This window comes from Brevibacterium sp. UCMA 11754 (assembly GCF_021532275.1).
Classification (GTDB): Bacteria; Actinomycetota; Actinomycetes; order Actinomycetales; family Brevibacteriaceae; genus Brevibacterium.
The window spans coordinates 94,110-119,138 of the sequence record NZ_JACBOT010000011.1; the positions used below are offsets into that span (position 1 = coordinate 94,110).

Below are 25,029 nucleotides of genomic sequence, written 5' to 3' on the forward strand. Positions count from 1 at the left end.
GCGGGTTCCGACGGCGGCGTATCGACCTCATGCGAGGTCGATACGCCGCCGTCGGTCTTTGTGGGACAGGGCGGGAGTAGCGCTCAACTGCGGTGACATCGCCGGTTCTATTGGGACGCGGTGATATCGCCAGGTCCCAGGGGGGCGGGGTGATGTCACCGGTTCTATTGGGGCTGGGTGACGTCACCGGTTCCATGGGGGATGGTCCGGGTTGTTCACGAGGGGTGTGCTGCTGTGGGGGAGTGCCTTTGCAACGCTATCGTGCTTGCCGCGATCGGGCATCGCACGTAAGTATGAGATCCGACCGCTACGGCAGGGACGAGGGTATAGCACAATAGGCTCCATGGCATCAGCGACAGACGACGGCACCATGAGTGCGCTCAACAGATTGTGGCTTGTATTCCGCGGACCGCGCTTCGTGGATCTGCCCATGCGGCTCCTCGCCCTCATCATGGGGCTGACCTTGCTGATTCCCGGATCGTTTGAGATCACAGAACCTCGCTACATGGTCCTCCTCATCTGTGCCTATGCTCTGCTCGTCCTCTCCCCGTTCTTCCCTCTGGCGACGGTGTTCGTCTCGACCGGGCTGAGCCTCGTCTTCGTCGTGCCCTACCCCGACCTGGAGAACATGTTCCCCGAGTCGCTCATCTTCGCCACGGCTGTGCTGTTCAGCCAGCGGCGGTGGGTCGGCTCAGTCATCGCCACCGTGGGACTGGTCGCCTACCTCATCACCTGCACCGAAATGTCAGCCTACGACGGCGGTATTGCAGGGTTCATCGACTACGGGTACGGCTGGGTCACGTACTCACTGATCGGTTTGGCTGCTGGAGCCGTCGAGCTGAGGATCCAACGCGAGATCCATCGCCGGGAGCGCGCCGCCGTGTAACACCAGCAGGCGGTGCAGTCCTTGCGTGCACGTTTCACCAGCGATATGCACGACACAATCTCGAACTCACTCGCAACAGAGGGCGCAATCATCAAAGCACTGGCCAGAGGATCGCGGGATCTCGACATCAGCCGTCAGCTCGCCGAGCTCTCCCTGGTCAACACCGAGGCGTCGAAGCGCCTGCGGCAGCTCGTCACACAGCTCAGCGACGGAGACGAGCGGCAGCCCAGGATTCGGCTGCAGGCCGAGGCGAAAGCACTGGCCACGTCCATTGAGAACGGCTGTGCCGCCGGCGGTGTGGCGTTGACGCTCGATGTCGGCACCCTGCCCCGATACGCATCCCCGGTGCTGGGCGCACATTTCACCGCAATCATGCGAGAACTGGCGACGAACGTCATCCGACATTCTCTGCCGGGAACCGAGTCGAGTCTGACCGTGAGCGTGGATCGTGAGGGATCTGATGCGGCCGTCCTGCGTTTCCGCACGGAGAACGAGGCGGCGACGTCGCTGACGGGTCCGCCTCGCTCTCTCAGTCGGCGCGCTCAGGCCCTGGGCGGGTCATGCACCACGAGATCGAATCATCAGGGCCGCGTCGTCGTCGAAGTCTCCCAGCCGCTGCGATTCAATGACTTCGCCGATGGGGACGAGGCCGACGCTGTCTGTGTCCGCGACGATTTCACCGCTGCGGAGTCCTCCACAGCTCGTGAGGCGAATGCCGACCGTGACGTATCAGCGACGAAGAGCGAGAGGGTATGAGCGGCTCGGTCGGTTCGGAGATCGACAACTCGTCAGCAGACGAGCGCATAGTCGTGCTCATCGTCGACGACGATTCGTGGACGACGAGAGCCGTGGCGGCAGCTCTGTTCGATGACGGCGGGTTCTCAGTTCTCGATCCTCAGCACTCCGGAGAAGACGCCGTCGAAGCGTTCGATCGTCATCGCCCGGATCTCGTCCTGATGGATGTCAACATGCATCCGGGGATGAGTGGAGTGGATGCGGCCCGGGAGATCATGTGTCTCGACCCAGAGGCGACGATCGTTGTGCTGACCACTGTCTCGCCCGGGCCGGGAATCACACGTGCTCTTGAGGCCGGAGCGATAGCGGCGGTGAACAAATCCGCCACCGACGCCGAACTCGTTCGCGTCGCGCGAGCGGCAGTCGCAGGTGAGTCTCCGGCCCTGCTGCGATCCTTGGCAGAGGACATCATGATCAGCGGCGATATCGCCGCGGAAGGTTCGAGCGCGGTGCCGGCGCTGACTCCGAGTGAGAAGCTCCTGCTACGGCAGATCTGTGAGGGGATGGACTACTCGGAGATCGCCGAACAACAGGTCGTCAGCGTCTATACAGTGAAGTCCCACGCCAGAAACCTGCGCATCAAACTGGATGCGAAGAATCTGGCACAGGTCGTCATCCGTGCCATCCAGTACAAGTTCTACGTTCCCGAATGACGAAGCCCTCGTCCAGCTGCGGAATGTCTGAAACCCGAGCAGGTTCGGCAGATGATCGGGTCACGAGGTGTGTGGGTGCACTGTTGACTACAGTGGGTGTATGAGTGAAACGAATGCCCTACGCGTCTCCCGCCTGTTGCGCGAGACCGCGGGGTTTCTGCTTCCCCTGACTCAGACCGAAATCGACGTTGAGGTGACTCGCATCGAATTCGACCTCGACCTGCGAAGCTCGGCTGCTGCTCTCAGGTCTCCCACTGGACTCGCGGGAGCCGTCGTCCTCGTCACCGAAGCCGTAGACGGTGTGGCCGGACTCAACGCGATCCGCTCACGATTTGCGGGTGCCGCGGCACTCATTGTGCCGCCGGGAACGCATACCCACCTCGGTGAGGGGACATCTGCCTCAGCGCTGCCCATTCTGCTCGAGCGGTCCACGGGCGTGACCTGGTCCGAGGTCCTCGTCCATCTGCGACAGCTCAACGAGGGTGCCTCGAGCGCCCTGGCTTGGCCCGACGTCGACGATCTCAGCGCGCTGGCCGCGGTCATCGCGGAGATGACGGGTGCGTCGATCACGATCGAGGACCCGGCGTCGCGTGTGCTCGCGCACTCCAACCTCGGCGATGAGATCGATGACATCCGACGGGAGACGATCCTCTCGGGCGCGATTCCTCAATGGCGGATCGCTGAGCTTGAGGAGTCCGGATTCCTCGACGTCGTCCGCCACTCGACCGATGTCGTCGAGAGACAAGCCGCGGGCGCCTCTCCTGCCCGTTCGGTGATCGCACTGCGCAGCGAGGGCGAGCTGCTCGGCACGATCTGGGCTGCCTACCCGGATTCGGTGGATCCCGCGTCGCTGCGCGATGTCCTCCGCGATGCGGCCCGAGCCGCACTGCCGGTCATGCTGCGGACCCTGCGACGTTCCCCGTTCGAGAAGCGGATCCGTCGTGAGGCCCTCGGCTCGATCCTCGGTGGCTCGCCGGACCTCGGGCCGGCCGCGACCCTGCTCGCGCTGCCATTCTCCGGGCACTATGCAACCCTGGCCTTCGCCGAGGTGGCCCCCGACAGAGAGCCTGTGCTGAGGTTTCATCTGCGGGCCGCCTTCGCCGATGCCGTGCTCGCCCACGTAGGGTCGGACGGTCATCTGGCTGTCCTCGTGCACATGAGCGAAGGAATGGAAGCCGCCGACATCAGGTCTCATGTCGCCTCGGCCCTGCAGCGGTCCCTGTCTCCGAGCGAGCCGCTGCACTTCGGGGTGGGTGTCGCAGTCGAACGTCTCGACCTTGTACATCGATCGTGGACCGAGGCGGTGTACGTCATCGATGCGCTGCTGACACGGTCGAAGAGCGGCGCGAGCACACCTGCAGGCAGTACGACTGCGGGCAACCATTCTGCGGGCGTCACATGTGCCGATGACCAAAGCATGGTCCGCGGTGCGACAGCCGAGGACGTCGCAGCCGAACTCGTCGGGCTCGAAGCTGCTGATGCTCTGCGCCCCGTCGGGCCTCGCATCACCGAGCCTGCCCGACTGCTGGCCGAGCATGATGCAAAGCACCAGGGCCAGCTGCTCGAGACCCTGCGGGTGTACTTTGCCACAGTCGGCAATTCCGCGGAGGCATCCCGCCGTCTGCACGTCCACACGAATTCGCTGCGTCATCGTCTCAGTCGGATCGAAGAGATCACCGGACTGTCGACTGCCGAGCGGTCCGGACGTCTGTGGCTTGAGCTCGCGGTGCTCGTCTTCGATCGAGAGCGAGCCTGAGTCGAGACTGACGTCGCCTACTCGCGTTCAGCAGTCGTCAAACGATCACCAAGACCGGCGGCTGTGTGATTCTCACAAGGTTCCACGTCAAGGTTTGGCAGATTATTGTCCGTTCGTCCTGGTGCTCGCGTTCTACAGTGGCAGCACACCACGAACGAAGGACAGTATGCACAGCAACCAGTCGGGGCCATCGATCCAGGTCAGCCGAGACCAAGCTATCAAGGCAGTCGCGAACAGCACGGTGGACCAGATCCCGCAGCTCGACGATTCGACCCCGGTGATCGGACTCATCGACCTCGACCAGATCGAAACTGCATATGAGCATCTGACCTCTGCCTTCGCCGGAGACAATGACGTCCTCCACGCCGTGGCCTGCAAGGCCGTGCCCCTGCAGCCCCTGCTGCGCTATTACGCCGAGGCCGGCGCTGGCTGCGAGGTCGCCAGTCCGGGAGAACTCGAGCTGGCTCTGACAGCCGGATTCGCGCCGGAGAACATCGTCTTCGACTCTCCGGCGAAGACCATGAGCGAGCTCAAGCGCGCCGTCGAACTCGGGGTATCGATGAACATCGACAACTTCGCCGAGCTCGAACGACTCGACGGGCTCCTTGACGGACAGACCACCTCGGCGACTGTGAGCGGTTCCACCGGGACCACCTCGGCGAGGGTGGGGGTTCGGATCAATCCGCAGTCGGGGACGGGCACGATCGGTGCGCTGTCCACCGCCACGCAGACCTCGAAATTCGGCATCGGACTGGCCGACCCCGGGGCACGCGAGGCACTCATCGAGGCCTATCTGGCACGTCCCTGGCTCAACCAGATCCACGTCCATTCGGGTTCCCAGGGCATCAGCCTCGACCAGGCCGCCGCAGGCATCGAAACGGTCGTCGAACTGGCGCAGGAGATCAATGCGCGCGCCGCGCAGGCGCAGACCCACAGTCGCGACCGCCAGGTCACCCGCATCGACATCGGCGGAGGACTGCCCGTGAACTTCGCCGGCGAGGACATCACTCCGACCTTCGCCGAATATCGGGCCGTGCTCGAAGCACAGGTCCCGGGCCTGTTCGACTTCGACATCATCACCGAATTCGGGCGGGCACTCCTGGCCAAGGCCGGCACCATTCTCACCTATGTCGAGTATGCGAAGACCACCGGCGGTCGGCGCATCGCCATGACCCACGCCGGGGTTCAGGTCGCGACCCGCACGGCCTATGCCCCCGCAGACTGGCCGCTGCGGATCCTGCCCTTCAGCCCGGACGGCAGTCTCAAATCCGCCGAGGTGGTGCCTACCGATGTCGCCGGCCCCGCCTGCTTCGCCGGTGACCTCCTGGCCCGCGACCGAATGCTGCCGCGCCTCGACGCCGGCGACATCGTGGCCGTGCCCGATACCGGCGCCTACTACTTCTCCAATCCGTTCTCCTACAACCTGCTTCCGCGGGTCCCGATCTTCGGGTACCGGGTACGGCCCGACGTGAGCGCCGATGCCCAGCGCCACCTCGGCGAGGGAGAGGTTGAGTTCTCGCTCATCCGGCGCGGACAGACCATCGCAGAGGTCCTCGCCGAGGCGGGCGAGGTCAGGATTCAACCGCTGCAGACCGGGCTTTCGGAAGCGGGTGAGAATGGCGCGAGACGACGGGGCGCGCTTGCCCCGAATTGACGATCCGAGAACTTAAGATGAAGTGTGAGCAGGCTCTCACCTGCAACGACTGATAACTGAATCACCAAATCGAGAAAAAGGACAACGATGTTCGCTCAATATAAGCTGCGCAGGCGGCTGGGAACGTGTCTTGCCGGTCTTGCGGCAATGGCACTCGTCGGCTCTATGGCCGCCGCCCCTGCCCAAGCAGAGACCACAGAGGCCGGCGACGATTCCAAGGTGCTGCGGATCGCCACCGACGGCTTCATCGACTCGTTCAATCCGTTCACCTCGTTCTATCTGATGCCGACGAATACGTTCAAATACATGTACGAGAACCTCGTCGGCAACAGTGCCGAAGACACGCAGGTCTCGGAAGGTCTTGCCACCGAGTGGGACACGGATTCCGAGGGCAAGGTCTGGACGTACAAGATGCGTCCCGATATGAAGTGGTCCGATGGAGAACCGCTGACAGCGAAGGACGTCTCCTGGACATACAACCAGATGATGGAGAAGGAGGAACTGTCGGTCGCCAACGGCGCCCTCGTCGAGAACTTCGACAAGGTCGAAACCCCGGACGACCAGACCGTGGTCATCACTCTGAAGAACCCGCAGGCGAACAACCCGGGCCAGGAGATTCCGGTCGTTCCCGAGCACATCTGGTCGAAGGTCGACAAGCCCGGCGAGTTCAAGAACGATGAGAAGACCGTGGGCTCGGGGCCCTTCCAGCTCGAGAGCTACGAGGCGAACAAGTCCGTCACGCTCAAGGCCAACCTCAACTTCTGGCGCGGTGAGCCAAAGCTCGACGAGATCCAGTACCGCTACTACACGAATTCCGATGCCCAGGTGCAGGCGATCCGCTCCGGTGAGGTCGACTTCATCACCGGACTGACTCCCGAGCAGTTCAAGGCCATCGAAGGCGCCGACAACGTCGAGACCAATGTGGGCAACGGGCGCAGGTTCCAGGGAATCTCCATCAACTCGGGACTGGCCGACGCCAAGGACAAGGAATTCGGCACCGGCAATGAGGCGCTGAAGGACAAGAAGGTCCGCCAAGCCATCCGTGCAGGCATCGACATCGACACCCTGCGTGATCAGGTGCTGCAGGACTACGGACAGCCGTCCACGAGCTTCGTGCCATCCGTGTATAAGACGTGGGCGCTTCCCAAAGACGATCCGGCGATCTCCGGCTTCGACGTCGAGAAGGCGAAGAAGCTTCTCGACGACGCCGGTTGGAAGGAAGGCTCCGACGGCATCCGCGAGAAGGACGGCGAGAAGCTTCAGCTGCGCTTCCTCACCGACTCCGACGCCACGGTCGAACAGAACACGGCGAAGTTCCTCAAACCGTGGATGAAGGACATCGGCATCAGTCTCAAGAACGAGGCCAGCGACGTCGACACCGTGTCCGAGCGCACCACCAAGGGTGACTACGACATGTACTTCTCGGGATGGTCGCTCGGACCGGATCCCGACTACCAGTTGTTCATCAACACCTGCGATTCGCGCCCCGACGCCGACGGCAACGGCGGAACCAGCCAGGACGGGTACTGCAACAAGGACTTCGACAAGCTCTACCAGCAGCAGCACGTCGAACTCGATGAGGGCAAACGCGCCGACCTGGTCCACCAGGCGCTGGCTCAGCACTATGAGGACGCCGCTTCGATCACGCTGTGGTACCCGAACCAGCTCGAGGCCTTCCGCTCCGACCGGTTCTCCGGTTTCACCAAGCAGCCCACTGAGGGCGGCATCATCGCCAACCAGGTCGGCTACTGGGGATACTCCTCGGTCGAACCCGCCAGCGCGGAGGACGCTTCCGGTGAGGGCGGCGGTATGGGCGCAGGCGGCTGGATCGGCATCGCCGTCGCAGCCATCGTGGTCATCGGCGGAGGCGGCTTCCTGATCAGCCGTCGCAAGAAGTCCGACGATCGCGAATAGTCCCAGCACCGACAACCATCGTCGGCGAGTGTCGTGCCCACGGCGCTCGCCGACGATGGTCCTCGTCATCGCAACCCACCCGACGATGGTCCCTGCACCACCTGCACCACCTGCACCACCTGCACCACCTGCATCCCCAGTGACATCAGGAGTTTCCCAGTGAGACCAGGAGTTTCCCAGTGACAACACCGACGCACGACCTCCCCACCCCCGCGGGCGGCCCCGAATCAGGAGGCTCCGGCATCTCCGGAGGTCCCAGCCGCGACATGGACGAACCGCCGAAGGGTGCCTCGTTTGTCAGCTATCTCCTGCGCAAACTCGGCGGTGCCCTGACCTCGATGATCCTTGTCATCGTCCTCGGCTTCTTCGCCTTCCGCATGCTGCCCGGCGATCCGGTCCTCAAGATCGCCAAGGAACGCCCGATGAGCCCGGCACAGATCGCCGAGCTGCGCAGCCAGTACGGTCTCGACAAACCGGTCATCGTCCAATTCTGGGACTACCTGGTCGGCATCTTCACCGGCGACTTCGGCGAAAGCTACGTCTACCGCAAACCCGTCGCCGCGCTCATCGGCGAGTACTTGGGACCCACGCTCCTGCTCACTGCCGCCGCCGCCGTCATCGCCATCGGACTGGGCCTGTGGCTGGGCCAGCTCTCGGCTTGGCGCCGCAATTCACTCTTCGACAAGATCGCCTCCTCAACCTCGCTCGTGTTCTGGTCGGTGCCCACCTTCTGGCTGGGTCTCATCCTCCTCATGATCTTCGGGGGCACCCTGCAGTGGCTGCCCACCGGCGGAATGATCACCCCCGGACTGGACCCGTGGTCATTCGCCGGCATCGTCGACATCATCAAACACCTGATCCTGCCGGTCATCACCATGGTGGCCGTCGTCTACGCACAGTTCCTCATGGTCATGCGGGCCTCCCTCATCGAAGAGATGAGCGAGGACTACCTGACCACAGCTCGGGCCAAGGGCCTGACCGAGGACGAAGTGCGCAAGAAGCACGCGGTGCCCAATGCGCTGCTGCCCACGGTCACCGTCGTGTTCATGCACATCGGCGGCCTCATCGCCGGTGCCGTCACCGTCGAGGCCGTATTCTCCTGGCCGGGCCTGGGCAAGCTGACGTTCGAAGCGATCAGCGGACCGGATCTGCCGCTGCTGCAGGGCACCTTCGTCGTGTTCTCGGCCATCATCATCGTCATGAATCTGGCGGCCGACATCGTCTACCGGTTCCTGGATCCACGAGTCAGGAGGGCCTGATGAGCGACCCAACTCCCGTCATCGACGGCGCGAAGCTCGTCCGTGAACGCCGACTGAACAACGCCAAGAAGAACTGGTCCCTGTTCCGCTCCGACATCCCCGCGATGGTCGGCGCGATCGTGCTCGTCTTCTTCATCCTCATCGCGATCTTCGCCCCACTCATCGCCCCCGCCTCCATGCTCGATGTGACGAAGCAGCTCGATGTGCCCCGCTACGCCCCGCCGAGCCTCGCCCACCCGCTGGGCACCGACGACCTGGGGCGTGAGCTCTGGGTCCGCATTCTCTGGGGCGCCCGGGTGTCCATCCTCGTCGGCGTCGCCGCCACGGTGATGTCGATGGTCATCGGCACCGTGATGGGTCTGGCGGCCGGACACTTCTCCGGACTCTTCGGCGCCATCGTCATGCGCATCATCGACTTCTTTATCGTCCTGCCCTCCCTGCTGCTGGCGATCGTCTTGTCCTCCGTCCTCGAACGGGGCGTCTTCACGATCGTCATCGCGATCGGCTTGACCTCCTGGGCATCGACGGCACGCATCGTGCGCTCCCAGACCTTGAGCGTTGAGTCTCGGCTCTACATCGAAAGGGCGCGCATCCTCGGGGCCGGACATCGTCACATCCTGTTCAAGCACATGCTGCCCGCGGTGATGCCGCTGGTGCTGGCGAACACGACCCTGACGGTCGGCAGCGCGATCATCGCCGAATCGACCCTGTCCTTCCTGGGCCTGGGGGACACGAGCAAGGAGTCGTGGGGAACGATCCTGAAGAACTCGATGGACATCTCCGCCGCGACCTCGGGCTACTGGTGGTACGTGCTCACACCCGGCATCGCGATCCTGCTCGTGGTGCTCGCCTTCACGATGGTCGGGCGTGCGTTCGAAGCCATCATCAACCCAGCACTGAGGAGCCGCTGATGACCGACCTCAGCTTTGACAAGGTCTCGATCACCTACCGTTCGGCCTCAGCCCGTGGTGACGTCACCGCCGTCAGCGACATCAGCCTCGACCTGCCCACCGGTGCCACTCTCGGCATCGCCGGGGAATCCGGCTCGGGCAAGTCCACGTTGATCATGTCGGTCCTGCGCCTGCTGCCCAAGTCCGCGCAGATCGACGGGCAGGTCAGCCTCGGTGGGAAGGACATCAGGGATCTCAGCTTCGGCCAGATCCGGGCGGTGCGCTGGGCGCAGGCCTCGATCGTCTTCCAGGGGGCCCTGCACTCGCTCAACCCCGTGCGCGAGGTGGGCGGACAGATCATCGAGGCGCTCGAACACCACGCGAAGGGCACCTGGACGACACCGGCCAAACGACGCGACCGGATGTTCGAACTCCTCGAGGAGGTCGACCTCGATCCGAGCAAGGCCGTGGCGTATCCGCATGAGCTCTCCGGTGGGCAGAAGCAGCGGATCATGATCGCCATGGCCCTGGCCTGCGAACCGGACATCATCATCGCCGACGAACCGACCACCGCCCTCGACGTCATCGTGCAGAAGCAGATTCTCGTGGGCCTGGCGAAGCTGGTTGCCGAACGTGGGATCTCGCTGCTCATGATCAGCCACGACCTCGCCGTGCTTTCCGCGGTGTGTGAGAACCTCGCGATCATGCGCTACGGCAGGCTAGTCGAATACGGTCCCAGCGACCAGGTGTGCCTGTCGCCGCAGGAGGACTACACGAAGCAGCTGGCCGGTGCGTTCCCGCAGATCGGCGACGCCGAGTCGCGGATGAATCCCCGAACCCTCAAGCCCGCCGAGGTGCGCCGGGCGCAGCCGTTCACGATGACCGACGAGGTGGTGCTCGAGGCCAAGAACCTCAACGTCTCCTTCGTCACCCGCCAGGGTAGGGAACGGGCCGTGCGCGATGTCGACCTGGCGCTGCACAAGGCCGAGATCCTCGCCGTCGTCGGCCAGTCCGGGTCGGGCAAGACGACCCTGGCCAGGTCACTGCTCGGCCTGCAGGAGGTGGATTCGGGCTCGCAGATGGAGTTCGCGGGCAAGGCCCTGCCGAAGAAGGCGAAGGCACTGCGGACCTTCCGTCGACAGGTGCAGATGATCCTCCAGGATCCCGCGGGCTCGCTCAACCCGAAGCGCAGCGTCTACGAGGCCGTCGTCGAAGGCCTGCGCGTGCAGAAGATCACCGACAACGAATACGCGCGAGTCATCGGGGCACTGGAAGCCGCCGAGCTGACTCCCGCGGCCGACTACCTCGAGTCGATTCCGCAGGAGCTCTCCGGTGGACAGAGGCAGAGGGTCGTCATCGCCGGAGCACTGGCGCTGGACCCGCAGGTGCTCATCGCCGATGAACCCGTCGCCTCTCTCGATGCCTCGGTGCGGGGAGAGATCCTCTCCCTGTTCCTGGCACTGAAGAAGAACCTGGGGATGAGCGCCCTGATCATCACCCACGACCTCGGCCTGGCGTGGAACATCGCCGATACAGTGGCCGTGATGAAGAATGGCGAGATCGTCGAGTACGGCGATGTCGACTCCGTGCTGGCGAACCCGCAGCACGCATACACGCAGGAACTCCTCGCCGCAGTTCCCCGATTGGGAAGTCAGAGTCTGGTCACGCATGCATAGCCCCACCCCTTCCGACGCTCAGCCGAAGTCGAGCGTCAGCCCGTACCTCGACACCGCACCGCTGCGGGCCGGCGACACCGTGCGTCTCATCGCACCGTCGGGACCCACAGACGAAGAGTCCCTGCTGCGGGCGATCGCCCAGCTCGAATCCTGGGGGCTGCGTGTGGTCGTCGGTGACAACGTCCGCGCTCGGCACCCACGCGTGAAGTACCTGGCGGGAACCGACGAACAGCGCCGAACCGACCTCGTCGAGGCATGGTGCGATCCGGACGCCGCAGCGGTCATCGCACTGCGGGGCGGATTCGGCGCGATGCGTCTGCTCGACGGCATCGACTTCGACTTCATGCGCAAGCATGCCCTGCGACCCGACGGCCGCCCCAAGCTGCTGACCGGCTCTTCGGACATCACAGCGCTGCATCAGGCCTGGGACCATCACATGTGCGTGGCGACGCTGTTCTGCCCGATGGTCGGAAACGATCCGTTCAAGAATTCCACGGTCGTCCCCGACGAGGTGGCTGCCTGGCTGTTTGAACCCTGGGGTGGCCGCGAACTCGGGTTCCCGGCCCTCGACGGAGCCACGGGGGAGTCCGGGGCTGAGTGGACGTTTTGGTCCGATAAACGGGCCGAGGATCAGCCCGAAACGTCCACCCAAGACCAGGGTGGGCGCCCGCTCAGCCGGGCGCGAACCTTGGTTCCGGGGACGGCGAAGGGCCGCCTCGGCGGAGGAAACCTCAGTCTGGTCGCGGCCGGGATGGGAAGTCCGGAGTTGGCCGGGGTACGCGAGCTGCGTGAACGCAGCGGGCCTTCGATCCTCATGCTCGAGGATGTTGAGGAGGAGCTCTACCGACTCGACAATCTGCTGGTGCAGCTCGTTCGCGGCGGCTGGTTCGACTCGGCCGACGCAGTGGTGCTGGGCTCCTGGCAGGACTGCGCGGAGGTCGACGAGGTCGAGGCCCTGATCATGGACTACCTGGGCGAGGCGGGCATACCGATCGTGAGCGAGATGGGCTTCGGGCATGACCCGGATGCGCCGAGCACTCCGTTGGGAGTCGCCGTCACACTCGAGGCTCCGGCCCGGGGCCGACCGCGAATGTGGGTGGACGGGGCGTGAGCGTGTGCAGACTGGGCGTGAGCGTGTGCAGACGGGGCGCGAGCGGACTGTGGTGCTTGCAGATGTCGATGGAGCAGAGGAATTCGCACGATGACAGATGACATGAACGTGAAGAGTGAGAGCATGAACCAAGGGACAGCGTCGCAGGTACAGTCAGCGTCGCAGGTAGGGACAGCGTCGAACATGGGCGGCGTGGGCTTCGACCGACTGCCGGGGGTGCGCTTCAGCGCCCTGGCCTTCGACATCGACAGCGGCGAACGCGTGTTCGCCCACAACGAGAACGATGAACTCGACACCGCCAGCATGGGCAAGGTGTTTCTCCTGCACACGGCCCTGCAGATGCACGTCAACGGCAATCTCAACTTACAGGAGCGGCTGTCCAGGCGTCCCTCGGAACGAGTCGACGAGTCCGGCATCTGGTACCTCATGGAGCAGGACGATCTGAGCGTCTATGACGTGGCCGTGCTCGTCGGAGCCTTCAGCGACAACTTCGCGACCAATGTGCTCATTCGTCGGATCGGCCTCGAGAACGTCGCCCGCCAGGTCGAGGATCTGGGGTACAGGAACTCCGGTCTCCATGACTTCCTCCGCTGGCCCCGGCCGGCCAAGGCGCCGCGCACTCTGTCGACGGGCACCGCGGCCGAGCTCAGCGACTTCATGGCCCGGCACGCGAAGGACGAGTTCTGGGACGAGTCGACGAACGAGATCTTCCGGCGCTGGTTGGGCGCCGGCGCGGACACCTCGATGGTCGCCTCGGCGTTCGATCTCGATCCTCTGGCCCACTACAACTATCAGCGCGACGTGTGGGTCTGGAACAAGACCGGCACGAACGGGACGATCCGCGCCGATGCCGGGATCGCCATGACACCGACCCGGCGGGTCGCCTACGCCGTGTTCGCGAACTGGGAGAAGGACACGGACCGGGTCGTCGACGTCATGCCCATCATGCGCGAAGCGGGGGAGGCGATTCACCGATTCCTCTGAGAAACCGGACATCGATCAGCATCCAATCGGCTCGAGAATACGCACTGTCACACGCCGTTCCTCGAGTATCGTTGATGTCCTATGACCTCCTCGATCTACCTCACAGGCGAAGCGAAAGCACCGTCGAACAACCCGATCATGGCACAGTACGGATTGTTCTACATCGCCTTCGAGATCGAGGCGGAGACACATCGAGTCCTCGATGTCGACTGCTCGGCGACGTTGGCCCTGACAAGGAAGTTCATCAGGGGCCTGTTCATCGATGCAGACATCAGGGACACCGGTCGACTCACGGATTCGATCACAGCCAGATACCACGGGTCCTCCCAGAAGGCGCTCATCGTCGCGGTGAACAACGCGGCGAAGAAGTACCAAGAGCTCCCGCCCCTCGGCTGATTCGATTCCTCGACCACCAAGATTGCCTGGGCCCTCACCGGACCGGATCCAATCGACAACCGCACATGGCTTCACCGCGCACTGCGCCTGCACCTCGTGGAATGGACCGAGGGCAGCGCGACGCGGTCCAATCCACCTGAAGGAGTGTCGTTTGTGATTACGGACGGTTTTCTATTCATCAGCCTGCTGCTGGCGATTTCGGCGATTCTCGTCGTCGCCGATCGCAGCGGGAAATTCAAAGTATTCAAATATGTCCCCGGGTTCGTCTTCCTCTACATCGTGGCGGCCCTGCTCAACACGGTCGGCATGTTCGACCACGACGCGATCGACAGCGTCGGCGACGGGTTGCAGGACGCGCTGCTGCCGGCGATGATCCTGCTCCTGCTGTTCAAATGCGATGTGCGACAGATCATCCGGCTCGGACCGAAACTGCTGCTGACCTTCGTGGTGACGGCTGCGAGCATCATCATCGGCTTCATCGTCGCCTACCTGATCGTGCATTCGGCTTTGGCTCCCGAATCGTGGAAGGCCCTCGGCGCGCTCAATGCGTCATGGACCGGCGGTTCGGCCAATATGGTCGCCGTTCAGAATATTCTGGAGGCGCCGGAGGACATCTTCGGCTATGTGCTCATCGTCGACACCGTTCTCTACTCCTTCTGGCTGCTCCTCATCTTCTCTTCGGTCGCCGTCTCCGATAAGTTCAACAGATGGACGAAGGCAGACACCTCGAAGTTCGACTTCGCCGATCGGGTCACCGACGAGGAGGAGAAGCCGATGACGCTGTCCTCGATCATCGGTCTGCTGGGCTTCTCCCTGCTCGTCTCCGCCTTGGCAGCCAAGGCGGGCGAAGTGCTCCCGGAAGTGGGCACGGTGATCAATGCCTCGGCCTGGACGATCCTCATCGTGAGCATCCTGGGCCTGGTCATCGGGTCTACCCGGTGGGGACGGGCAGCGGGTTCGAATCAGCTGGCGACCATTATGCTCTACATCATCATCGGCATCATCGCCTCCGGATCCGACTTCACCTCGCTGGCCGAAGCCCCGATCTATCTGGTTGCCGGCGTGATCGTGCTCCTCGTCCACATCGTCATCATGCTCGTCTATGCGAAGCTGACGAAGACCGAACTGTTCAGCATTGCCGTGGCCAGCACCGCGAACATCGGGGGAATCGCCTCGGCGCCGGTGGTCGCGGGTGCTTTCAACCGTCAGCTGGTGCCGGTGGGCGTCCTCTTCGCACTCATCGGAACGTTCTCCGGAACCTTCCTCGGGCTGTGGTCGGCGCAGCTGATGTCGGGCATCGGATGATGAGCTTGATTCGGCGCTTGAGACCGCACAGATTTCCACCCAACCCACCGACGATCATCCGAACTGAAGGAGCGCACTCATGACAATCGACGTCTTCGACGGGCACAACGACCTCGCCTGGTACCTGCGGGAGGAGCGCGACTACAGCGTTGAGGGGCTCAACGACCCCAGTGTCTCGCCCTTCACCACGATGGACCAGCTGCGCGCGGGCAGCGTTGCCGCGCAGTACTGGTCGGTCTACGTCCATTCCTCGATCACCGGCGCGGACGCGATCAAGGCGACGTGGGAACAGATCGACGCAGTGCAGCGCGTCGTCACGAGCTACCCGGAACGACTCCAGTTCACCCGCACCGCCGCCGAGGTGGTCGCCGCCCGGGAAGCCGGAAAGGTGGCCTCGCTGATGGGCGTCGAAGGCGGACAGCAGATCGATGAATCCCTGGCCGTGCTTCGTTCCTATGCGCGCGCCGGATCCCGGTACATGACCCTGACCTGGTCGACGACTCACTCCTGGGCGGATTCGGCCACGGATGAACCGCAGCACAGGGGCTTAAGCGCCTTTGGCCGTGAGGTTGTGGCAGAGATGAACCGGATCGGCATGATCGTCGACCTTTCCCACGTCGCGCCCAGCGTGATGCACCAGTCCCTAGACATCTCGACCCTGCCGGTGATCTTCAGCCACTCATGTGCGTTCGGGCTCAACCCGCATCCGCGCAACATTCCCGACGACGTCCTCGACCGGGTGCCCGGCAACGGGGGAGTGGCGATGATGACCTTCGTGCCCTCCTTCGTCTCGAACGCGCGCCGCGAATGGGCAGATGCCGGGGAGAACGGCACCGCCCCCGAGGTGACCGTGGCCGATGTCGCTGATCACTGCGATTACGTGCGCGAACGGATCGGAATCGACCATATCGGCCTCGGCGGCGACATCTGCGGTGTCGATGAGCTGCCGACCGGACTCGGCGACGCCGGGCAGTACCCGGCACTGTTCTCGGAACTGAGTTCACGTGGCTGGTCGGACTCCGATCTGCGCAAGCTCGGCTTCGACAATGCGATGCGGGTCCTCGAAGCACACGAGGACGCCTATACCCGCTTCCTGGGGACCTCGGCGGGACAGTCGTCATGACTCGACTCCTCGTCATCGTCAACCACATCGAATCCCAGCCGGGACTGCTCACACAGTGGATGATCAGCGAGAACATCGAGTTCGACCTGCGCATCGGCGGCGTCTCGCAACTGCCGGAACCGAACGCTCTGAGCGGCTACGACGGGCTGATCATGCTCGGCGGGGGATACATGCCCGATGAGACCGATAGGGCGCCCTGGCTGGAGGCCGAGGCGCGGCTGTCACGACATGCCCTGGAGACGGATCTGCCGCAGTTCGGCATCTGCCTCGGCGGACAGCTCATCGCTCACGTCATCGGTGGGGATGTGCGGGCGCAGACTGGTGCGCCGGAGAAGGGGTACACCTGGATCGATATGACCGCAGACGCGGCGCAGGATCCGGTGTTCTCCGCGTTCGGCAATCGCGCGGCCTTCGTCGAAAGTCATGTCGATCGGATTGTCGACCTTCCGCCAGAGGCAACACTGTTGGCAACCAGTACCGCCTGCCGGTTCCAAGCGTTTAGAATCGGCAACGCATGGGGCACGCAGTTCCATCCCGAGTCTTCAGGGCAGAACATACGCAACTGGGACGCGGACAAACTGCAAGAATTGGGCTTTAATAAAGAGACCCTGTTGGAACAAGCAGAGGAACGCGGTGAGGACAGTCAACGGGAGGCGAAGGCGCTTCTGACAGCTTTCCTCGACGTGGTCCGCAGCAAACACCAGTGATCGTAAGGCTGCGATCACAGGCGAACACGGAGGAACCATCGTGAGTCACAGCGAGAACACCACCAAGGCGGGGTCGGGGGCCGAACAGCAACCGGAAACGCTCAAGCGGGTCATGGGCCCCAAACTTCTGCTCCTCTTCATCGTCGGAGACATCCTGGGCACAGGTGTCTATGCTCTGACGGGCAAGGTAGCAGGGCAGGTCGGCGGTGCCGGTTGGGCCCCGGTCATCCTGGCGTTCGCAGTCGCACTTGTCACGGCGTTCTCCTATATGGAGCTCGTCACCAAGTACCCGACCGCAGCCGGTGCAGCGCTGTACACGCACAAGGCGTTCGGGATCCACTTCGTGACGTTCCTCGTCGCCTTTGCCGTCCTCAGCTCCGGCATCACCTCAGCGTCGACAGCCTCGAATGTCTTCGCGGCCAATATGGTGGCCGGCTTCGGATGGGACGTATCCGGGACTGGAGTCATGTGGATCGCGCTCGGCTTCCTGGCCGTCATCGCCGCGATCAATCTGCGCGGTGTGGGCGAGAGCGTCTGGTTCAACGTCGTGCTGACGATGATCGAACTCAGCGGCCTGCTGCTCGTCATCCTGGTCGGCTTCTTCGCACTGGGATCCGGAAGCGCCGACTTCTCGCGTGTGCTGATCTTCGAAACCGCGGACGACAAGGGCGTGTTCCTCGCGATCACCGGTGCGACCTCCTTGGCCTTCTTCTCGATGGTCGGCTTCGAGGATTCGGTGAACATGGTCGAGGAGACCAAGGATCCGAGAGTGTTCCCGAAGATCATGCTCACGGGTCTGTCGATCACCGGCGTGATCTATGTGCTCGTCTCGCTGGTGGCAGTGGCCGCGGTGCCGATCGGCAAACTCTCCGAGAGTGAGACGCCGCTGCTGGAAGTCGTCAGGGCCGGTGCTCCAGGGCTTCCTATTGATCTGATCTTCCCGTTCATGACGATGTTCGCAGTCGCGAACTCCGCACTCATCAACATGCTCATGGCCAGCCGTCTGCTGTACGGAATGTCGAAGCAGAACGTGCTTCCGCCCGTATTCGCGAAGGTGCTGCGCGGCCGTCGTTCGCCCTGGGTGTCGATCCTCTTCACGACTCTCATCGCCTTCGCCCTCATCATCGCCGTGACCACCTTGCTGCCGGAGACGGTGACCGCGTCCCTGGGCGGTACGACCTCGCTGCTGCTGCTCGCCGTGTTCGCCGTCGTCAACGTCGCTGTGCTGATCCTGCGGAAGAAGCCGGTCGAGCACGAGCACTTCAGAGCGCCGACCTATCTGCCCTGGATCGGACTGTTCACCTGCGCATTCCTCGTGGGACCGTGGGCTCGCCTCGACGAACTCATCCAATATCAGATTGCGGTGGCGCTGATTGGAATCGGCGTCGTCCTCTGGGCAATCACGTGGCTGTGGAATCGTTCGGTCAAAGGTGCGAGCACCAAGTTCCGCAATCCCGAGGAACTCACATGATCGCGGGACGCACTAGGTTTCAATCAGTCTCAACAAGTGAAGGTGAGAAATGACCATCGTCGTGGGCTATGTCAACAATCCAGCGGGCCACGCGGCCCTCGACAAGGGGATCGAAGAGGCGAAGAAGGACAACCGGGATCTGGTCGTCGTCAACGCTTCCCGATCATCCGATCGCAGAGATTCCTACCGCCTCGGCGAGGGGGAGATCAAGTCGGTCCAGGACTATCTGTCGCGCTCCGGTGTGCAGGCGCAGGTGCTGACGCGTGGCAGCGAGTACGACCCTGCCGAGCAGATTCTCGATGCCGCCGCCGAGGTGGGGGCTCAGCTGATCGTGCTCGGCACCCGGAAGCGGACCCCGGTTGGGAAGTTCCTCCTGGGGTCGACGATCCAACGGGTCATACTCGAAGCCGTCTGCCCCGTCCTCTGTGTGAAGGCCAGTCACTGAGCTGAGTCCGCCGTAGTGGGGCGTCCCACGCCGGCGGGTGACTCGGCGGTCGGGTAACTCGATGGTCGGGTAACTCGGCGGCCAGGTATCTCGGTGGCTGGATAACTCGGCGGGGTCGGCACCTCGGTGGCTCGGTACCTCGACGGCCGGGACACCTCGGCGGTGACGGTGCTCGGCAGCTGAAATCGGGCCTGGGCGATTGCTACGACACTGAGCTCATGATGAGTTCGGCGTTGACCTGCGCACCGACCAGGACACCGCTGGCCGCGCTCGCCACCACCATGGCCGAGATGTCCGCGCTGTTTCCCACCACCCAGACTCCGGGTACATCTGTGGCGCCGTTCGCCTCGGCGGGTATGGACGAGCCCATGCCGGTCGGGTGGTCGACGACGGTGCCGCCGAGCTGCTCGAAGATCTGGCCGTTCGCCCGGAAGTAGGGCCCGACGGCCAGAGCGTCGAAAGTCATGTCCGAGGGGCTTGAATCGGCGTCTGACCGGGTGGCCTCGCTGTCGTTGTCGTTGTCGCGCAGCGTGACGACGGTTCCGGCCTCGGTGCGTTCCACCGTTTCGACTGCCGCGTCGACGAAGGCGATGCCAAGCGAGCCGAGCATTCTCCTCTGCGCCTCATCCGGTGCCGGAGCATTGTGTCGCAGGAAGGTGACGCGGTCGCTGAGCTGGGAGAACATCATCGCCTGGTGGTATGACATGGCGGTAGTGCCGATGATGCCGATGTTCTGCCCGCGCACCTCGTAACCGTGGCAGTAGGGGCAGTGAAGGACGGTGTCGCCCCACCCGTCGGCCAGCCCCGGGATGTCGGGGAGCACGTCGGTGAGCCCGGTCGCGATGACGATTCGCTTCGCCTCGATGGAGATTCCCACCGATGTCTCGAGATCGAAGCCAGGTGTCTCTGGTGCCTGCGTCCTACTATTGGCGCCGAGGACTGTGGCGTCGATGAACTGGACTCCATATGCTTCGGCCTCCTGACGTCCCTTGGCTAGGAGGTCGAGCGGATTGACGCCCTCATGGCCGAGGACGTTGTGAGCGTGAGCGCTCGCCGCGTTGCGCGGGGAACCGGCGTCGATGACGATGACGCTGCGAAGCGAGCGAGCCAAAGCGATCGATGCGGCCAGACCACCTGCGCCTCCGCCGATGACGGCCACCTCGGCGATGAGCTTCTGCTGGCTGTGCTGGTTTGGCTGACTCCGCTGGGAGGTGGGTGGCTGACTCTGCGGAGTGGGATGCGGCTGGCTCTGCGGGGAGGAGTGTGGCTGACTCTGCGGTGTGGGGTCTGATTCTGACATGGCATTCCTTGGCTCATGGGGTGGTGAGGAAGCGGTACTTCTGCAGTTTCACCCTTCTAGCCACCGAAACGCAAGTATGTTTGCGGAACTGGCAAATTCTGGCAGTATGTGACCCATGGTTGATGGTGCTCCGCAGGAATCAAGCACAGGCAGATGGTCGAGCGATGGGGCGGGGCCGCTGGGCACTCGTCGGCTCGGTGCGAAATCTGAGGGGGTCAAGCCCGCAGGAGGCTATTCAGCAGTCACTCGCCGGTGTCGGCGCCCGATTGCGAAATCTGCGTCGGGAGCAGGGGCACGCCCTCGAAGAGGTGGCCGATCTGGTCGGGATGTCACTGAGCACCTTGTCGCGGCTGGAGTCTGGAAAGCGAAAGCCCAGCCTGGAGCTTCTCCTTCTTTTTGGCGAGCATCTACGGGCTGCCACTCGATGAGCTCGTCGGAACGCCGACGATCGGAGACCCGCGAATTCACATCACGCCACAGAAGATCAATGGTCAGACCGTCCTTCCGCTGAGTCAAGGTGCCATCGGCGTCCAAGCGTTCAAGCACATCGTCGACGGCAAGCAGACGCCGAAGCTCGGCGCGCTGAAAACACACCCCGGATTCGAATGGGTCTACGTGATCAGGGGCAGGCTCAGTCTGATCCTGGGTGACAGATCGATGACTCTGGACGCAGGGGAAGCCGCTGAATTCGACACCCGCAACCCGCACTGGTTCGGAAGCGCGGAGGGGTCCGGCCTCGAGTATCTGAGCCTTTTCGGACCGGAGGGACAACGCGTCCACCTCAGAAAATAGCCTCGCCGAGGTTGCTTCAGGGTCGGCCTGCGCCCGGGAGTGCCGGTCGATCAACGGCCTCATCTGCTCCGATCTCGGATTTGAAGAGGTCAAAGTATAAGATAGCGTCGAATGTGTGAACGCAGATCCTAAAGGAATAGAACAAAACTATAGACAAAGTGTCTGTGGTGAGAGTAAAATTGGAGTCAAGCGGACAACACAGCAGTTGACGAACGGATTCCGAGGCCATGACTCTCACCCCCGACCGCAAGCGCCAGAAGAAGAACAGGCATGACGAACCAGTCTCTTCCGCTGTGCCTGGTGGGGCGGACGAGGTGGGCGAGGGCTCTCCCACCTATCGAGAGCTTCTGCGGGACGCCGGCTTCGACCTTGATGGTCACCCATTGGCGGATCGCTTCGATGAAGTAGCGACGCCGCCCCCGAGCGATTTCGAATTCGCCGACGCGGACCATCCTGCCGAGCCTGCGGAACGCGCCGAATCGACAGAATCTGCGGAATCCTCCGAACGGACAGAATCTTACGAGCTTCGTGAGGCGATCGATCCCACACGAGCCGATGAGTTCACAGACGCTGAGCGACGAGCCCGTTGGAGTGGCCGCAATCCCTGGACGAGCGTTGATGATCCGGATGCGCAGGCCGAACTCAAGCGTCGTGCAGCAGAGATCGACGCTGAAAAAGAAGAGTGGATGCAAAGGAAGTCCGAGGAAGCTGAGGCCGGGCGCAGTGCCAGCGAGGACACCTCAGAAAATGGTGAAGACGACGACTGGGCAGCCTTCCTGGGTCAGCAGTCTGCGGATGAATCGAATGGCGGAGAATCACCGAACCGTTCAAGACTCACAAGCGAGACCGACTCTGAGTCGGTTCGAGGTTGCGCCTCCGACTCTGCTCCGGTTGGCGGCTCCGATTCAGATGGTGCCTCCGCTTCGGAGCATCCTCTTCTTGACGAGCACGCGTGGATGAGTTTGGAGCGTATCGCTCCGGAAGTTGCGAACAGCATTCAGGGACTTCGATCCCTCGTCGGTGACCTCGAATCGTTCAATCGTCCGATGGGTCCCGACGACGCGATTACGGTGTTGGATGGGCTGGAGACAGTCAATCGGCTGGTCGAATCACTCTCAGTCGTGACTCTCTCCGTCTTCGAACGGGTGGGAACCCCTCGAGACTATGGGGCGAAGTCGACGAAGGCGCTGGTCCAGAACCGCCTCAACCTCTCCGAAAGAGAGGCCTACCGTCGATCTGAACTGGCTGAGAAGCTGGGCAATCAGGTCAATTTCAGTGGCCAGTCGATCGGGCCGAAGTTCCCTGTGGTGTCCCAGGCCCTACAGCGCGGATCGCTCTCATCAACACAGGCGAGCACAATCATCGGCTGCCTGAAAGACCTGCCACTTCGAGTGAGTCCGGAGGATCAGCTCGAAGCGGAGAAGATCCTGGTTGAAAAGGCTCCGAAGGTGCGCGTGAAGGACATCCAGCAGCTATTCAATGAGATCCTCGCTTGGCTCGACCCGGATGGCGAGCTTCCAAGTGAGGCCCCAAGGCGTGATGAGCTCTCAGTCAGCCTGCGTCAGCGAAAAGACGGAACCTGGGCGCTTAAGGGAGTCCTGGATCCCGTAACGGGCGGCATCATGAGCGGACACCTCACCTCGAGGATCAAAGCAGACGACAGAGAGACTTCAGGTTCTGACCAGCAGCAAGAATCGGCCACAGACTCAGGCTCGATTTCCGCGGGAAGTATCTCGGCGGCGGACCAAGAGGTGGTCGACGTGTTCAGCCAGGTTCTGCGAGGCGATCGCTCAGACGCAGTTGACCCCTCGCTGGAACTCGGCTTCGACCATCAAATCGGTGACTGGCAGCGCGAGGCGAAGGATGAACGCCCCACTGATGGCCGTGATGTTCCGCCCGGATACGGCGTGAGGCAAGACGGCTCCACTGTGGCGATGGCCGGTCGCCAACCGAGCGTGAAGAACAAGATCTATGAACGGTTCGCCACAATGATCGGCCGGATCGAAATGAATCGAGTGATGGCGGGTGCGCCCTTCGCACTCGTGGTCACAGCGAAAGCTGAGGACCTTGCGAAGCAGTCTGGTCGTGCTGTCACCGACGCAGAGGCATCATTTCCGATGCAGACAGCCTCCTATGAAGGACTGAACGGTTCGGTGTTCTTCCACCTCATGGGAGAGAAGACGAAGAGCATGGAGCTTGCCACTGAGAGACGGTTCGCCACCTCGAAGCAATTGGCGATACTGTCCAGCAGAGACCAAGGCTGCACATTCCCCGGTTGTGACACCCCGCCCGGATGGTGCGATGCGCATCACATAGTTCCGTGGGCAAACGAAGGCAGGACCGATGTCAACAATCTGACATTGGCATGTGGATCCCATCACCACCTGATCGACGATTCGGATTGGCACACCGTGATGCTCAAGGATGGGCGCCCGGCATGGGTGCCGCCTGCGACGATCGATCCCGCCAGACGTCCGATCTTGCACGCACGATTCATTGCAAAAGAGATCACCGATACTCTCTTCGACTAGTGCTCGCTGAGCGGGGCAGGGGAGAGGTGTGCGTCGCCTGATGTCTGCCTCGGTCTGATGTCTGTTTCTGTCTGATGTATGTCTCTGCCAGACACGCCAGGGGTGCGGTGACCAGGACGTGAGCAAGGTCAAGCGGTGCCGTCCCAGGTCACGTGGGGAATGAGGAATGAAGCTGTTGAGACAGCTGTTGCCATGGTTATGGAGCTTTCTATTCTTGACCTTGTGCCGGTCCGTGTCGGACAGAGCACCTCAGATTCATTCGCTGCCTCCCACGAACTGATTCAGTCTGCGGACAAACTGGGATACACCCGCTACTGGTTTGCCGAACACCACAACATGCCGTCGATCGCGTCAACGATGCCCGGCGCCGAACTCATGTACCTCGGCCAGGGAACCGAGCGCATTCGCCTCGGATCCGGCGGCGTGATGCTGCCCAACCACGCTCCGCTGGCAGTAGCGGAACTCTTCTCCCTCCTCTCGGCGGTCTACGGTGACCGCATCGACCTGGGGATCGGACGGGCACCCGGCACCGATCCGATCACCTCTGCGGCTATGAGGGGGCACCTCGGCGAAGGTCGAATGGTCGACAGGGAGGGGCGAACCGTCGATCCCGTCGAACAATTCCCGCAGCACGTCATCGACACGTTGAGCCTGATGAAGCCCGAAGGACTGCGCGTTCCGCTCCATGGTGGCCGTGAGCACGTCCTGCATGCGACTCCTGCCGCCGTGCCTGGAACACAGCCATTGCCGTGGCTGCTCGGCTCATCCGGCTACTCCGCCCGACTCGCTGCCCAGCTCGGCATGCCCTATGTGTTCGCAAACCACTTCGCGGCGGGCGCCACGACCGGCATGAAGATCTATCGTGACAACTTCACCCCGGGTGCTTACGGTGACAAGCCACAGACCTTCGTCACGGTCAATGCTGTGGTCTCGCCGACCGAGGAAGAAGCGCAGCTGCGCTCCGAGCCTTTCCTGTTGCAGATGTCTCGCCTGCGGACCGGTGGTCGGATGGAACCTTTGCGCTTGGCCGGCGATGACGTGCGATCAGTCAGGACCGACCAGGAACGTATGGTCGGTGAAGAGATGTCTGAGAACTGGATCATCGGCGACGCCAAATCCGCCAAGGCCCAGCTCGAAGAGCTCGCCAGTCGTTTCGAGGTTGACGAGATCATGATCCAGCCCGTCGCAGGAGCGATGGAAGGAGAGGGCCTTCGAGAGGATGCTGCCCGAATCCAATCTCTCGAGCTGCTGGCCGCCGAGTTCCTCAACTGAAGGCACCAGGTCTGAGCTGACAGCATCGGCCCGGCCTGAACACTCGATCTTGACCTGAAGGCGGCGCCTCGAAATTGGGAAGCCGCCTTCAGCTGCAATGCTCGTCCGA

Annotated in this window: 22 protein-coding genes; 21 read left to right on the forward strand and 1 reads right to left on the reverse strand. The window is 62.9% G+C overall.

Annotated elements, in window-relative coordinates:
* Positions 1–343: 343 nt before the first annotated feature.
* From HX613_RS06770 to HX613_RS06850, 17 genes are all read left to right on the forward strand, one after another.
* The gene (locus HX613_RS06770) at positions 344–886 is read left to right on the forward strand and encodes a hypothetical protein (protein ID WP_235344634.1); all 543 of its coding nucleotides are present in this window, start codon (positions 344–346) and stop codon (positions 884–886) included.
* Between the two features lie 45 nt (positions 887–931).
* Positions 932–1,642: a hypothetical protein gene (locus HX613_RS06775; protein WP_235344635.1), complete on the forward strand. Its 711-nt coding sequence runs from the start codon at positions 932–934 to the stop codon at positions 1,640–1,642.
* Positions 1,639–2,334 (forward strand): response regulator, encoded by a 696-nt coding sequence (locus HX613_RS06780; protein WP_235344636.1) that lies wholly within the window; start codon positions 1,639–1,641, stop codon positions 2,332–2,334. The genes HX613_RS06775 and HX613_RS06780 overlap by 4 nt, the downstream gene beginning before the upstream one ends.
* Positions 2,335–2,434: 100 nt before the next feature.
* The gene (locus tag HX613_RS06785; protein ID WP_235344637.1) at positions 2,435–4,090 is read left to right on the forward strand and encodes a PucR family transcriptional regulator; all 1,656 of its coding nucleotides are present in this window, start codon (positions 2,435–2,437) and stop codon (positions 4,088–4,090) included.
* Positions 4,091–4,256: 166 nt separating this feature from the next.
* Positions 4,257–5,744 carry a diaminopimelate decarboxylase gene (locus HX613_RS06790; protein ID WP_235344638.1) on the forward strand — a complete coding sequence of 496 codons (1,488 nt, stop codon included), beginning with the start codon at positions 4,257–4,259 and terminating at the stop codon, positions 5,742–5,744.
* An 87-nt stretch (positions 5,745–5,831) separates the two neighbouring features.
* Positions 5,832–7,658 carry an ABC transporter substrate-binding protein gene (locus HX613_RS06795; protein ID WP_235344639.1) on the forward strand — a complete coding sequence of 609 codons (1,827 nt, stop codon included), beginning with the start codon at positions 5,832–5,834 and terminating at the stop codon, positions 7,656–7,658.
* A gap of 179 nt (positions 7,659–7,837) precedes the next feature.
* Positions 7,838–8,917, forward strand: coding sequence for an ABC transporter permease (locus HX613_RS06800; RefSeq protein ID WP_198396030.1), 1,080 nt, complete (start codon positions 7,838–7,840; stop codon positions 8,915–8,917).
* Positions 8,917–9,828 carry an ABC transporter permease gene (locus HX613_RS06805; protein ID WP_235344640.1) on the forward strand — a complete coding sequence of 304 codons (912 nt, stop codon included), beginning with the start codon at positions 8,917–8,919 and terminating at the stop codon, positions 9,826–9,828. Before HX613_RS06800 ends, HX613_RS06805 begins: the two co-directional genes overlap by 1 nt.
* Entirely contained in the window at positions 9,828–11,483 is a 1,656-nt protein-coding gene (locus HX613_RS06810; RefSeq protein WP_235344641.1) for an ATP-binding cassette domain-containing protein, read from the forward strand. Before HX613_RS06805 ends, HX613_RS06810 begins: the two co-directional genes overlap by 1 nt.
* Positions 11,476–12,594: a S66 peptidase family protein gene (locus HX613_RS06815; RefSeq protein WP_235344642.1), complete on the forward strand. Its 1,119-nt coding sequence runs from the start codon at positions 11,476–11,478 to the stop codon at positions 12,592–12,594. The genes HX613_RS06810 and HX613_RS06815 overlap by 8 nt, the downstream gene beginning before the upstream one ends.
* A 123-nt stretch (positions 12,595–12,717) precedes the next feature.
* On the forward strand, positions 12,718–13,578 hold the full coding sequence (locus HX613_RS06820) for a serine hydrolase (protein WP_235344643.1): 861 nt from the start codon (positions 12,718–12,720) through the stop codon (positions 13,576–13,578).
* 81 nt (positions 13,579–13,659) lie between these two features.
* Positions 13,660–13,974, forward strand: a complete 315-nt coding sequence (locus HX613_RS06825; protein ID WP_235344644.1) for a DUF3870 domain-containing protein — start codon at positions 13,660–13,662, stop codon at positions 13,972–13,974.
* Positions 13,975–14,127: 153 nt separating this feature from the next.
* A complete protein-coding gene (locus HX613_RS06830; RefSeq protein ID WP_235344645.1) occupies positions 14,128–15,279 on the forward strand; it encodes a DUF819 family protein in 1,152 nt (383 codons plus the stop codon).
* A gap of 79 nt (positions 15,280–15,358) precedes the next feature.
* Positions 15,359–16,402, forward strand: coding sequence for a dipeptidase (locus HX613_RS06835; protein ID WP_235344646.1), 1,044 nt, complete (start codon positions 15,359–15,361; stop codon positions 16,400–16,402).
* Complete coding sequence (locus HX613_RS06840) at positions 16,399–17,109, forward strand: type 1 glutamine amidotransferase (protein ID WP_235344647.1); 711 nt, start codon at positions 16,399–16,401, stop codon at positions 17,107–17,109. Before HX613_RS06835 ends, HX613_RS06840 begins: the two co-directional genes overlap by 4 nt.
* Positions 17,110–17,149: 40 nt before the next feature.
* Complete coding sequence (locus tag HX613_RS06845; RefSeq protein ID WP_235344648.1) at positions 17,150–18,580, forward strand: APC family permease; 1,431 nt, start codon at positions 17,150–17,152, stop codon at positions 18,578–18,580.
* A gap of 49 nt (positions 18,581–18,629) precedes the next feature.
* Positions 18,630–19,025 (forward strand): universal stress protein, encoded by a 396-nt coding sequence (locus HX613_RS06850; RefSeq protein WP_235344649.1) that lies wholly within the window; start codon positions 18,630–18,632, stop codon positions 19,023–19,025.
* Between the two features lie 202 nt (positions 19,026–19,227).
* On the opposite strand, the gene HX613_RS06855 is transcribed toward HX613_RS06850, so the two are convergent.
* Complete coding sequence (locus HX613_RS06855; RefSeq protein WP_235344650.1) at positions 19,228–20,325, reverse strand: NAD(P)/FAD-dependent oxidoreductase; 1,098 nt, start codon at positions 20,323–20,325, stop codon at positions 19,228–19,230.
* Between the two features lie 164 nt (positions 20,326–20,489).
* Here HX613_RS06855 and HX613_RS22555 point away from each other — a divergent pair, with 164 nt between their 5' ends.
* The 4 genes from HX613_RS22555 (at position 20,490) to HX613_RS06870 (ending at position 24,920) form a co-directional block, all read left to right on the forward strand.
* A complete protein-coding gene (locus tag HX613_RS22555; protein ID WP_328284914.1) occupies positions 20,490–20,753 on the forward strand; it encodes a helix-turn-helix domain-containing protein in 264 nt (87 codons plus the stop codon).
* Positions 20,722–21,117: a cupin domain-containing protein gene (locus tag HX613_RS22560; RefSeq protein ID WP_328284915.1), complete on the forward strand. Its 396-nt coding sequence runs from the start codon at positions 20,722–20,724 to the stop codon at positions 21,115–21,117. Before HX613_RS22555 ends, HX613_RS22560 begins: the two co-directional genes overlap by 32 nt.
* A gap of 227 nt (positions 21,118–21,344) precedes the next feature.
* The gene (locus HX613_RS06865; RefSeq protein WP_235344651.1) at positions 21,345–23,648 is read left to right on the forward strand and encodes an HNH endonuclease signature motif containing protein; all 2,304 of its coding nucleotides are present in this window, start codon (positions 21,345–21,347) and stop codon (positions 23,646–23,648) included.
* A gap of 198 nt (positions 23,649–23,846) precedes the next feature.
* Positions 23,847–24,920, forward strand: a complete 1,074-nt coding sequence (locus HX613_RS06870) for an LLM class flavin-dependent oxidoreductase (protein WP_442862591.1) — start codon at positions 23,847–23,849, stop codon at positions 24,918–24,920.
* The last annotated feature ends 109 nt before the right edge of the window (positions 24,921–25,029 follow it).